The sequence below is a fragment of the Alicyclobacillus hesperidum genome (assembly GCF_900107035.1).
GTDB lineage: Bacteria > Bacillota > Bacilli > Alicyclobacillales > Alicyclobacillaceae > Alicyclobacillus > Alicyclobacillus hesperidum.
Window position 1 is genome coordinate 87,971 of sequence record NZ_FNOJ01000004.1, and the last position, 11,952, is coordinate 99,922.

Sequence of the window (11,952 nt, forward strand, 5' to 3'; positions counted from 1 at the left end):
CCATGGTGGTTCGTCATGAATTTGAAGTGGGTGGCCGCCGCTTTATCTTGGAAACCGGTAAGCTGGCCAAGCAGGCGACGGCTGCCGTGAATGTGCAATACGGCGAGACGGTGGTTCTGGCGACGGTGACGGCATCGAAAGAGCCCAAAGACCTCGACTTTTTCCCACTCACAGTCAATTACGAAGAACGGCTTTATGCAGTTGGCAAAATTCCCGGCGGGTTTATCAAACGTGAGGGGCGTCCGAGTGAAAAAGCCATTTTGGCCTCGCGCTTGATCGACCGTCCCATTCGTCCATTATTTCCCGATGGTTTTCGCAACGATGTTCAAGTTGTCGATATCGTGATGTCGGTCGATCAGGATTGTGCACCGGAAATTGCGGCGATGATTGGTACGTCCGCCTCATTGACCATTTCTGACATTCCGTTTAACGGCCCGATTGGCGGCGTGATCGTCGGATTGGTGGATGGCGAGTTCGTCATCAATCCGACTGTAGCGCAGGCGGAAAAGAGTGATTTACACCTTGTGCTCGCTGGTACAAAGGATGCCATTGTCATGGTGGAAGCCGGGGCGAACGAGGTGCCTGAGGACACGGTACTCGAGGCTGTCTTATTTGGTCACAAGGTCATTGGCCAGATTTGCGATGAAATCCTCGCGTTTGCTGAGAAGGTGGGAGTCGTTAAGCGCGAGGTGCAACTCCATCAGGTGGATCCGGACCTGAACCAGGCTGTGCGTCAATATGCGACTGAACGTGTCAACATCGCAGTGCGTAATCCGGACAAGCTCGCGCGTGAAGAAGCGCTGTCGAACTTGAACGAGGAGGTGCAAGCGCACTTTGCCGAAGCGTTTCCGGAGCGAGAGGCCGAGATCGCCGAGATTATGCACGATATTCTCAAAGAGGAAGTGCGGCGGGCGATTTTACAGGAAGGTATTCGGCCTGACGGGCGCAAGTTAGATGAAATTCGGCCGATTAGTTGCGAAGTCGGACTGTTGCCGCGTACGCACGGATCAGCCCTGTTCACTCGTGGGCAGACACAGGCGTTGTCGGTCTGTACGCTCGGCGCTATGGGTGACGAGCAGATGCTCGACGGCCTTGAGGTGGAGAAGTCGAATCGCTATATGCACCATTACAACTTTCCGCCGTTCAGTGTCGGTGAGGCCAAACCGCTGCGTGCACCAAGCCGTCGCGACATCGGTCACGGCGCACTTGGAGAAAGGGCGCTTGATCCGGTCATTCCTTCGCCAGAAGAGTTTCCGTATGCGATCCGCGTGGTCTCGGAAATTCTGGAGTCGAATGGCTCGACCTCTCAAGCCAGCATCTGCGGCAGCACCATGGCCTTAATGGACGCCGGGGTCCCCATCAAGGCGCCCGTCGCCGGCATCGCCATGGGTCTTGTCAAAGAGGGCGACCAAGTGGCGATTTTAACCGATATTCAGGGAATTGAAGACCATTTGGGCGACATGGACTTTAAGGTGGCGGGAACGGCCAAGGGTGTGACAGCTCTGCAGATGGACATCAAGATCAGTGGCATTGACCGCCATATTCTTGAGCGTGCGCTACAGCAAGCTCATGATGGGCGTATGTTCATCCTGGGCAAGATGATGCAGGCGATCGCGCAGCCGCGTTCCGATCTTTCCAAGTTTGCACCGCGCGTCATTACGGTTCGTATCAATCCAGACAAGATACGTGACGTCATTGGCCCAGGCGGACGCGTGATCAACAAGATTATCGAGGAGACCGGCGTCAAAATTGACATCGAGCAGGACGGGCGCGTATTCATCCACAGCATGGATGGCGGGCAGGCTGACAAGGCGCGCGATATGATTCAAAACATTGTGCGTGAGGTCGAAGTCGGCGCGACGTATGTCGGCAAAGTGACGCGCGTTGAAAAATACGGTGCATTCGTCGAGATACTTCCTGGCAAAGAGGGACTTGTTCATATCTCGCAACTCGACATCAATCGTGTGGCGAAAGTCGAAGACGTTTGCCAGGTGGGCGATCCGATCACGGTGAAGGTCACCGAGATCGACAATCAGGGACGTATCAATCTTTCGCGCAAAGAGGTCTTGAAAGCTCAACAAGGTGGCCTGGTGGCAAGTCCGTCAGAGCGAACTTGATGCGCTTTGTGATTCTTTCCGCGCAATTTGAGGCACCCTATCCCTGTTATGACAGTGGAGGGGTGTATATGAAGCGAGTTTTGATTTGGGCGGCGAGTGCCTGTGCCGTGTTGTTTGGAACCGCTGAGTTCGTCCATGCGACCCATCGGCATGCCGGTGGTCAGGCGGGCCAGACACATGCACAGCGGCAAACGTTGCCAACCAAATCCTTGACTGAACAACTGCAGGATGATCATCGTGACATGGGCGTGCCGCCGGTCGATGCCCGCACTGACCGGGTTTGGCACGCCATTCCTGGTTTGTGCGGATGGCGACTGGATGTGGCAGAAAGCGAGCGCGCGACGCGCATGGCGACGGATGGTAAACGGCATCTCGTGTGGCGGCTCGTGCCCCCGCGTGTACGGCTTTCCATGTTGCCGGCGGATCCCATCTATCGTGGTCCGGACACGGAAAAGTCGGTCGCACTCATGGTCAATGTATCTTGGGGCGAGGAATATATACCCGCCATGTTGTCTGCGTTTAAACGCGCAAACGTCAAGGCGACATTTTTTATTGACGGAAAGTGGGCATCGGCACATCCCGACTTGTTGCGCAAGATAGCGGCAGACGGCCATGCCATTGGCTCACATGGCAGCGGCCATCCTGATTTTCGCAAGCTGTCTGCAGCCGCGCTAGCGCGTCAGGTCGACGGAACGAACGATGTGATCGCGCGAATGATTGGCAGACGGCCAAGGTTGATCGCGCCGCCGGCGGGATCGTACGATGACCGGCTGGTCAATATGGCTCACGAACGAGGTATGTACACAATTCTCTGGACCGTAGACACGGTCGATTGGCGGCGTCCACCGGCTCAGATGATCGTCGATCGCGTGAAACGCGGAATGGCTCCGGGCGCTCTCATCCTCATGCATCCTACGCAGAGCACGGTGGAAGCGCTCCCGCAGATTTTGCACATGCTGTCCGTCGCTGGTTTTCATACAAAGACGGTCGAAGACGTCGTCGACGAGCGCCCGGCGATGATGCCGCCTTCCATCTTGAGCCCTGTCCCAACGGTTTGATATAGTGGGGCTACTGTGCATGTAGGTTCGGGTAGGATGAGGAGGCTTTTTCTTTGACATATCGAGTACAACTCGACAACGGTTTGCGCATTGTCGGTGAAGAAATCGAATCTATTCGCTCGGTCAGTTTAGGCATTTGGGTGCGGACTGGCTCGCGGTATGAGGCGCCATCCGAGAATGGGATCAGCCATTTTCTTGAGCATATGTTCTTCAAAGGTACCCATCGTTATAGCGCGAAGGATCTGGCGCATCTGTTTGACGATCTCGGTGGCCAGATCAATGCGTTTACCGCGAAAGAATATACTTGCTTTTACGCGCGTGTTCTCGATGAGCACTTCGCGATTGCCCTCGACACCTTGGCAGATATGTTGCTGGGATCGACGTTTGCACCCATTGAAATTGAAAAAGAAAAGCGCGTCGTTATTGAAGAGATTCACATGTACGAGGACACCCCGGACGAACTGGTCATGGATCTGATTGCAGACGGCGTCTATGGGAATCACCCTCTTGGCTACACCATCCTCGGACGCGAGGAGAATTTACAGCGGTTTACGCGTGAAGATTTACTGAGTTACGTGGGCCGCCATTATCAGCCATCCAACATGGTCATCGCAGTTGCCGGACACGTCGATCAAGCGATGGTCGTGCGTGAAGTTGAACGCTTGTTTGGCGACATGGAAAGGGTTGGAGAAGAACCGTGCAAATTGTCGGTACCTCCCTTTTACCGCGGTGTCACAGTACGCGAAAAGGACATCGAACAGGTTCACATCTGCTTGGCCTCGCCGGGTTATCCCGCGGGACGAGATGAGCTGTATCCACTCCTTTTGCTCAACAATATGCTGGGTGGCACGCAGTCTTCCAGGCTGTTTCAAGAAATTCGGGAAGAGCGTGGCATGGCGTATTCTGTATACTCGTTTCACACGGGGTATCAGGATGCCGGGATGTTTGGGGTTTATGTTGGCACCTCGCCAGAGACGGCGGAACAGGTCTTGGAACTCGTGCAGTCAGTGTGTGACGGCATGTGGCAGTCGAAGCTGACAAACGAAGAACTTGAGAAGGCGAAGCGGCAGGTAAAAGGTGCTCTAATGCTCGGGTTGGAAAGTTCGGGTAGCCGTATGAGTCGAATCGCCAAAAACGAATTGCTCTTGGGTCGCGATGTGCCTATCGAGGAGACGATCGCCGGTATCGAAGCCGTGACGCCGGAAGCCGTTCAAGCGGTGGCCAAGCAGGTGCTGAGTTCAGGTTTTGCTGTCGCTGCGGTCGGACCGCTGGCCGGCATCGATCTCGAGGGATCCGTGAAGGTGTGTGCGTCGTCGTGACTCATGGGTTGGATGTGAATATTCAAGTTGTATCGCCTCTCTTTCGCGACGAGTACATGCCGCAGTATGCGTCTGCGGGAGCGGCCGGCATGGATCTGCGGGCGTGCTTGGATGGACCCGTCGAATTTCGACCTGGTACACATCTGCGCGTTCCCACGGGTATCGCCATTGGTCTGCCCCGGCAGGACGTTGTAGCGCTCGTTTACGCGCGCAGCGGTTGGGCGGCCAAACACGGCATCGCCCTAACAAACGGCGTTGGCGTGATCGACAGTGATTATACAGGCGAGATTCAGGTCTTATTGAGTCACCACGGCGATAGCACGGTCGTGATCGAGCCCGGAGATCGCATTGCCCAGTTGGTCGTGGCGCCGATTTACGTTGTCCACTGGCGACGGGTCGAATCGTTGGCGGCGACAGAGCGTGGGGAAGGTGGCTTTGGCTCAACTGGAACACGTTAGATAAACCAAACAACAGCGGCTTCATGGGACGCCGCCTGCTGGGAATTACCCGGCGGGCGGCGTTTTTCGTCAGCCGCCGTTTCACCCTCTTGGGCGATGGCACATAAGCTATGGCACGTGTATGGAGGGGTGAAGGCCAGATGCTCACAGGAAAGCATCTCGTGTTTGTCGGCGGCGACGCTCGGCAACTTGAGGTGATTGCACAAGTGACTGACAACGATGCGAGCGCCACGCTCATCGGATTTCCAGATCTGCAACGGACGTTCGCGGACACGACGGTTAGCGAGTTGTCGGAGAACATATTTGCCAATGCCGACGCGCTCGTGCTGCCGGTGGCCGGGATGGAGAACGATGGGCGGGTCGATACGAAATTTGCCCCAGAACCCGTCATGTTGACCGAGGCGCACTTTCAGGCGATGCGCCCCGGCACATATGTATTTACGGGCATTGCACGGCGCGTGCTTGGCGAGTGGTGTGAACGCTATTCTTTGCAATTGGTCAAGTTGATGGAGCTCGACGAGGTCGCGATTCTCAATTCCATACCGACGGCAGAAGGCGCCATTGCCATTGCCATGCAGGAGACAGATATCACGCTGCATGGCGCGAAAACGGTCGTGCTTGGCTTCGGCCGCTGTGGTCAGACACTGGCACATAAGCTGCATGCAATGGGCGCGATCGTCCACGTTTGTGCACAGCACCAACACGAGCTCGCGCGCATTCACGAACGTTCGCTGATTCCCGTCCCCATTAAGCATATCGATCACGCCGTGCACGACGCGGACATCGTGTTTAACACCATTCCCGCGATGGTACTACCTGCCGCAGTGCTGAAATATATGCGGCGCGACGCGGTGATTATCGATATCGCTTCCAAGCCGGGCGGCACTGATTTTCGCTATGCGGAGCGCCGCGGTATTAAGGCGCTGTTGGCACCGAGTCTGCCCGGGCTGGTCGCACCGAAGACTGCGGGTCGCATCATTGCGGCGTCGATCTCGCGAATTCTCGCTGACAGTGACGACTTGGATTACGAGGAGGAAGAACTGTGGACCTAAAGGGCAAGACCATTGGATTTGGGGTTACCGGCAGCCACTGTACCTATGAAGAGATTTTCCCGGAAGTTAAGCGACTCGTCGACTTGGGCGCAAACGTCATCCCGGTATTTTCGCACAATGTGCTAGAAACAAGCACGCGCTTCGGTGAAGCAGGCGAATGGGCAAAGAAAATTGAGGAGGCGGCGGGCAATGAGGCAATTGTCAGCATCCCACAGGCCGAGCCGCTTGGCCCTGCAAAGACTCTGGACGCGATGCTCATTGCTCCGTGTACGGCGAGCACGCTAAGCCGCATGGCGCAGGCGAATACCGACTCGCCGGTGTTGATGGCAGCCAAGGCAACCCTGCGCAACGGCAGACCCGTCGTGATCGCGATTTCAACGAATGACGGACTGGGTTTAAGCATGTACAATATAGCTCGGTTGATGAATGCGAAAAACATCTATTTTGTTCCGTTTGGTCAGGATGCACCGCATGTTAAAATGAATTCACTTGTGTCGTTAATGACGTTGATTCCGGATGCCATCGCGGCCGCACTCGACGGCCGGCAATTGCAACCCGTACTGATTGAGCGGTGGCGCGAAGCTCGTCCGTCGTAATGGAGAGCGCCCCTTTTCGCTCATTCAAGTGGCCTTGAGTTGAACCGCTCCGGAAAGCTATCACCAGAAAAGGGGCTGTGTCATGAAGAAGAAGGAACGATATCGCTTTGCGGTCCTCGGGGCAACCGGCGCTGTGGGACGTCGCATGTTGTCGACATTAGAGCGGCGCAATGTCCCTGTGGAGGATATCAAGTTGCTCGCTTCGCCGCGTTCGGCTGGCCAGCGCTTGACTTTTCGCGGACAGGAAATCGAAGTCGAAGCGGTGGCGCCTGATTCGTTTGCGGATGTCGATATTGCGCTGTTTAGCGCGGGAGCAGCGGCTAGTGAGCAATATGCGCCCGAAGCTGTCAAGCGTGGAGCCATCGTGATCGATAACAGTTCAGCCTATCGCATGCATGCTGAGGTTCCGCTGGTTGTGCCAGAGGTCAATGCCCACGCGCTGGATGCGCACAAAGGTATCATCGCCAATCCGAACTGCTCGACCATTCAGTTAATGGTTGCGCTTCATAGCTTGCGCGAATTCGGGTTGGAACACGTTGTGATTTCCACGTATCAGGCCGTTAGCGGGATGGGGCAAACCGCCGTCGACGCCCTGCTCGACGAGGTGGACGCGTTTCGTGCGGGAGAAGCGAGCAAACAAACTGTTTTTCCTGTGGTGAAGCAGGATACGCATTATCCGATGGCGTTTAACGTACTTCCGCAATGTGATATCTTTCTCGACAACGGATATACCAAAGAGGAAATGAAATTGGTCAACGAGTCGCGCAAGATTCTCGAGTTGCCGGATCTGCGCGTAAGTCCGACGGCAGTGCGCGTTCCCGTGTTATACGGCCATGCCGAGTCTGTCGCGGTTCGCTTTACGCAGCCGGTGACGCCTGAGGCGGCCCGGGAGAGAATGCGCAAAGCAGAAAATCTGATTGTGGTTGATGATCCGGCTACGTATGCGTATCCGCATCCGCGCATGGCTGAGGATACAGGTGAGACCTATGTCGGTCGCATCCGTCAGGACCTAGGTGATCCACATACGCTACTGTTCTTTGTCGTCGCTGATAATTTGCTCAAAGGTGCGGCCTGGAACGCCGTGCAGATTGCGGAAGCGTTGATTGCTCGGGCAAACTGAGTTTGGGCCCGAATGGGGGAGTCGAAACGCTGTGAAGATTGTGGTACAGAAGTTCGGCGGTACGTCGGTCGCGACGCCTGAGTCGCGGCGCGCCGCATATCGCCACATTGAGCAGGCGAAGGAGGACGGATATGCCGTCGTCGTGGTCGTCTCCGCTATGGGAAGGCGTGGAGATCCTTACGCGACCGATTCGTTGCTGAGCCTGTTGGAGAGTTCAGAAGCGAGCGCCGCCCCTGTCAATTTGCGCGAGCGCGACATGTTGATGGCGTGTGGTGAGATCATCTCAGCGGTCGTTTTTGCCCAGGAACTTCGTGCACGCGGCCACAAGGTACGCGCAATGACCGGTGCGCAAGCGGGAATTCTCACTTCTTCCGATTTTGGCAACGCACGCATTCTTGATGTGCGCACCGATGCCTTGCACAAGGCGTTGGCGGACGGGGAAATCGCAATTGTGGCAGGATTTCAGGGCGCGGATGAAGATGGCGACGTGACGACGCTCGGGCGGGGCGGCAGCGATACGACGGCAACCGCTCTCGGCGTCGCTTTGCACGCGGAAGTGGTGGACATTTTCACCGACGTGTCCGGCATCATGACGGCTGATCCGCGGATTGTCGATGATGCTCGCCAGTTGGCGCAAGTAACGTATACCGAAATCTGCAACATGGCCTATCAAGGCGCAAAGGTGATTCATCCGCGCGCTGTAGAATTGGCAATGCAAGGGAATGTGCCAATTCGCGTGCGCAGTACCATGTCGGACGATCCGGGCACCTTGGTGACGCAGGCGGCCCGCCGCTTGGAACACTCCAGTGTGTTCGATCAGTCGGTGACAGGGATTGCGCACACGCCAAACGTTGCACAAATCGTTGTTCGCGGCGAGGGAATTGGGAGTTCGTCCATCTTTCAATTGATGGCCGAGCATCAGATTTCGCTCGACTTTATCTCGGTGACGCCGACCGAGGTGGCGTTCACCGTTCCGGATGGGCTAGCGGATACGGCTGTCCACCACTTATCGCAACTAGGTTATCGATCCCAGGTGCGTCGCGGTTGCGCGAAGGTGTCTGCAGTAGGTGCAGGCATGATGGGAGTACCTGGCGTGATGGCGCGGATTGTCGACGCCTTGGCGAGCTCGGGAATCGACATTTTACAGTCGGCAGACTCACATACGACCATTTGGGTACTTGTGGACGGTTCGCAAATGGCTGATGCGGTGCGTGCCTTGCATCGGGCTTTTCAACTGGCGGAGGTATAACCGAACAGGAGAGAGCGATATGGATTTTGGTAGCTTAATCACGGCGATGGTGACGCCGTTTGATACATCAGGGGCCTTGAACGAAGGAGCGCTCAAACCGTTGGTCGATCACCTGATCGAAACGGGGACGACGGCCATCGTAGCCGTAGGGACAACAGGCGAATCGCCAACCTTGTCCCATGCCGAAAAGTTAAGAGTATTTGATGCCACGTTGCGCGCGGTCGATGGTCGCATCCCAGTCATCGCGGGCACGGGTACAAATTCGACGAAGGATTCCGTCGAATTGACACTCGAGGCGGCGCGTTTAGGCGTGCAAGGTATACTGCTGGTAGCGCCGTATTACAATCGACCTTCACAAGACGGGCTCTATGCGCACTTTGCCACGATTGCCGAGTCGACGACTTTGCCTGTCATGATTTACAATGTCCCGGGCCGCACTGGGGTCAATATCCAAGCGGAGACGGCCCTGCAGCTGGCAGAAATCCCGAACATTGTCGCCTTGAAAGAGGCAAGTGGCGATTTCACGCAAATTCTGCATATCGCTGCGGAGAAGCCGGACGATTTTCTGCTCTATAGCGGTGATGATAAGTTTACGTTGCCGATGTTAAGTATCGGGGCCGCAGGCGTTGTCAGCGTTGCAAGCCACGTAGTTGGCAAGCAGATTCGCACGATGATGGATTTGTTTTGGCAGGGGCAGACAGATGAAGCTGCATACTGGAGCGGACGCTTGTTGCCCATCTTTGAGGCGATGTTTGCCACCGCGAGTCCGGCGCCGGTCAAAGAGGCTTTGTCTGTTGTCGGTATGGACGTCGGCTCTGTTCGGGCTCCACTACTACCGGCCTCTGCGGCTCTGCGCGAACATCTGGTCACACTCCTTAATGGTCTTGGTGTCATCTAAATAGTATGGCCTTCGCATCCAACAGGCGGCTCTGGGAATATCCCGGGCCGCCTGTTGCCATCTTAGCGGGCAAAGGGACGTGTGGGTTGTTCGGCTTGCGTTCCCCAGGTATAATGAATGCGATAGTGACATGTGCGGCCTTCTCGACTTGGTGTTCGTTTGTCATTCGCGGTACATCGGTGCGGACGAACACAAGATGAACGAAGCGAAACGAATTGCGCGACGGCTGAGGGAACGGAACGGTTCAGTCTGTCCGCTTTCGACTAGGCACAATATGGCACGGCGTGTGGACGAAGCGCTTTCGCGAAGTATTCTGCCTACACAGCAGGGACGAGCTGTTAAGCGGTTTGCTTTGTTCGCGGTGTGTGCTTGTCGCTTGAATTGGAAAGTTTTGTGATGGAGGTGCCGAATGGCTAAAAACAGATCGAGACTCTCGATTATCCCCCTGGGTGGAGTTGGGGAAATCGGGAAGAATATGACTCTCTATTGGTACGGCAATGACATGATCATTGTCGATGCAGGATTGAAGTTTCCAGACGAGGATATGCTCGGAATCGATATTGTGATTCCAGACATTACGTTCTTGGTGGAAAATCGCGATAAAATCCGAGGTATTTTCCTGACACACGGACATGAAGATCATATCGGAGGCCTTCCCTATGTGTTGCGGGAAATCAATGTTCCTGTTTACAGCACGCGACTCACGCTCGGGCTCGTCGAGCACAAGTTGCGCGAGCATGGGTTGAATGACTCCGCGAAGTTAATCGCCATCGACGGCAATTCGAATATTCAAATCGGCGATTTTACGATCTCGGCCTTTTACGTGAACCACAGCATTCCGGATACGGTCGGTTTCGCCATCGAAACCCCGGAAGGCGTCGTGATTCATACAGGCGATTTCAAATTTGATCAAACGCCAGTCGACGGTCGTCAGGCGGACGTGCACAAACTAGCGGCGTGGGGGGCCAAAGGCGTACTTGCGCTGGTTGGTGATAGCACCAATGCGGAGCGACCCGGGTATACGCCGTCTGAACTCAGTGTCGGCGCGAAAATCGACGAGATTATTGCCCAGGCGCCAGGGCGCGTGATTATGTCGACGTTTGCCTCCAATATCCACCGTCTGCAACTCATGATTCGGGCTGCTGAAAAGTACGGTCGACGTGTAGCGGTGGTTGGTCGTAGCATGGTCAACAACATCCAGACTTCGCTACAACTCGGATATTTGGAGGCGATGCCGGAGACGTTGATCGATGCGGACGATGTCAACAAACTGGATCCGTCCAAGCTTGTGATCCTCTCGACGGGCAGCCAAGGCGAGCCCATGTCGGCTTTGACTCGAATGGCTCGCGCTGCACATCGTAAAATCGAGATCGTACCGGGCGATACCGTCGTTTTGGCAAGCTCACCAATACCCGGAAATGAAAAGTATGTGGCACGCACGATTGATCAACTGTTCCGCGCTGGGGCTAATGTCATTTACCGCGGCGTGCACGCGTCGGGTCACGGTAGCCAGGAAGAGTTGAAATGGATGTTGCAACTTGTGCGGCCTAAATATTTCTTGCCGGTACACGGTGAGTTCCGTATGCAGCGCACACATGCCGATCTCGCCATTCAACTCGGGGTCGACCCGGATCATATCTTCATAACAGAATTAGGCGATGTCGTGGAGTTTGAGGATGGACGCGCTCGTCTCGGCGGCAAGGTACCCGCTGGCACTGTGATGATCGACGGGCTTGGTGTCGGAGATGTGGGGAATATTGTCCTGCGTGATCGCAAACTGCTGTCTCAGGATGGGATTCTGGTTGTCGTAGTGACGTTGTCCAAGGCGACTGGACACATTTTGTCAGGGCCTGATATCATTTCACGCGGATTTGTGTATGTTCGCGAGTCAGAGGCATTGCTCGATGAGGCGAACAAGTTGGTTGAAACGACGCTGGCCAAACTGGTCTCCGACAATGTGAGCGAGTGGTCTTCGTTGAAAACGGCGGTTCGTGATACGTTGGGTCGATACCTGTTCGAACAAACGCGGCGCCGTCCGATGATCCTGCCTATCATTATGGAAGCTTAATGTTTAACCGCCACAAG

At 55.5% G+C, this 11,952-nt stretch carries 10 protein-coding genes; all 10 read left to right on the top strand.

The features are described 5' to 3' along the window. Positions 1-2: 2 nt before the first annotated feature. On the top strand, positions 3-2,117 hold the full coding sequence (locus BLU70_RS04180; RefSeq protein WP_074692343.1) for a polyribonucleotide nucleotidyltransferase: 2,115 nt from the start codon (positions 3-5) through the stop codon (positions 2,115-2,117). Positions 2,118-2,185: 68 nt separating this feature from the next. Continuing rightward, a complete protein-coding gene (locus BLU70_RS04185; RefSeq protein WP_244885117.1) occupies positions 2,186-3,175 on the top strand; it encodes a polysaccharide deacetylase family protein in 990 nt (329 codons plus the stop codon). Positions 3,176-3,228: 53 nt separating this feature from the next. Beyond that, positions 3,229-4,494, top strand: a complete 1,266-nt coding sequence (locus BLU70_RS04190) for a M16 family metallopeptidase (protein WP_074692350.1) — start codon at positions 3,229-3,231, stop codon at positions 4,492-4,494. Further along, positions 4,491-4,952, top strand: coding sequence for a dUTP diphosphatase (gene dut / locus BLU70_RS04195; RefSeq protein WP_237716451.1), 462 nt, complete (start codon positions 4,491-4,493; stop codon positions 4,950-4,952). The genes BLU70_RS04190 and dut overlap by 4 nt, the downstream gene beginning before the upstream one ends. 140 nt (positions 4,953-5,092) lie before the next feature. Then, positions 5,093-6,004 carry a dipicolinate synthase subunit DpsA gene (gene dpsA, locus BLU70_RS04200; protein WP_006446998.1) on the top strand — a complete coding sequence of 304 codons (912 nt, stop codon included), beginning with the start codon at positions 5,093-5,095 and terminating at the stop codon, positions 6,002-6,004. Then, positions 5,995-6,600, top strand: coding sequence for a dipicolinate synthase subunit B (locus BLU70_RS04205; RefSeq protein WP_058094938.1), 606 nt, complete (start codon positions 5,995-5,997; stop codon positions 6,598-6,600). Before dpsA ends, BLU70_RS04205 begins: the two co-directional genes overlap by 10 nt. An 82-nt stretch (positions 6,601-6,682) precedes the next feature. Next, the gene (locus BLU70_RS04210; RefSeq protein WP_074692354.1) at positions 6,683-7,720 is read left to right on the top strand and encodes an aspartate-semialdehyde dehydrogenase; all 1,038 of its coding nucleotides are present in this window, start codon (positions 6,683-6,685) and stop codon (positions 7,718-7,720) included. A 31-nt stretch (positions 7,721-7,751) separates the two neighbouring features. Beyond that, positions 7,752-8,969 carry an aspartate kinase gene (gene dapG / locus BLU70_RS04215; RefSeq protein ID WP_006446995.1) on the top strand — a complete coding sequence of 406 codons (1,218 nt, stop codon included), beginning with the start codon at positions 7,752-7,754 and terminating at the stop codon, positions 8,967-8,969. A gap of 19 nt (positions 8,970-8,988) precedes the next feature. Then, the gene (gene dapA / locus BLU70_RS04220; RefSeq protein WP_006446994.1) at positions 8,989-9,867 is read left to right on the top strand and encodes a 4-hydroxy-tetrahydrodipicolinate synthase; all 879 of its coding nucleotides are present in this window, start codon (positions 8,989-8,991) and stop codon (positions 9,865-9,867) included. Between the two features lie 409 nt (positions 9,868-10,276). Next, a complete protein-coding gene (locus tag BLU70_RS04225) occupies positions 10,277-11,935 on the top strand; it encodes a ribonuclease J (protein WP_040289478.1) in 1,659 nt (552 codons plus the stop codon). The last annotated feature ends 17 nt before the right edge of the window (positions 11,936-11,952 follow it).

Coding starts and splice junctions, on each gene's coding strand:
- BLU70_RS04180 (WP_074692343.1), top strand. CDS start 3: ATGGTGGTTCGTCATGAATTTGAAGTGGGTGGCCGCCGCTTTATCTTG.
- BLU70_RS04185 (WP_244885117.1), top strand. CDS start 2,186: ATGAAGCGAGTTTTGATTTGGGCGGCGAGTGCCTGTGCCGTGTTGTTT.
- dpsA (WP_006446998.1), top strand. CDS start 5,093: ATGCTCACAGGAAAGCATCTCGTGTTTGTCGGCGGCGACGCTCGGCAA.
- BLU70_RS04210 (WP_074692354.1), top strand. CDS start 6,683: ATGAAGAAGAAGGAACGATATCGCTTTGCGGTCCTCGGGGCAACCGGC.
- dapA (WP_006446994.1), top strand. CDS start 8,989: ATGGATTTTGGTAGCTTAATCACGGCGATGGTGACGCCGTTTGATACA.
- BLU70_RS04225 (WP_040289478.1), top strand. CDS start 10,277: ATGGCTAAAAACAGATCGAGACTCTCGATTATCCCCCTGGGTGGAGTT.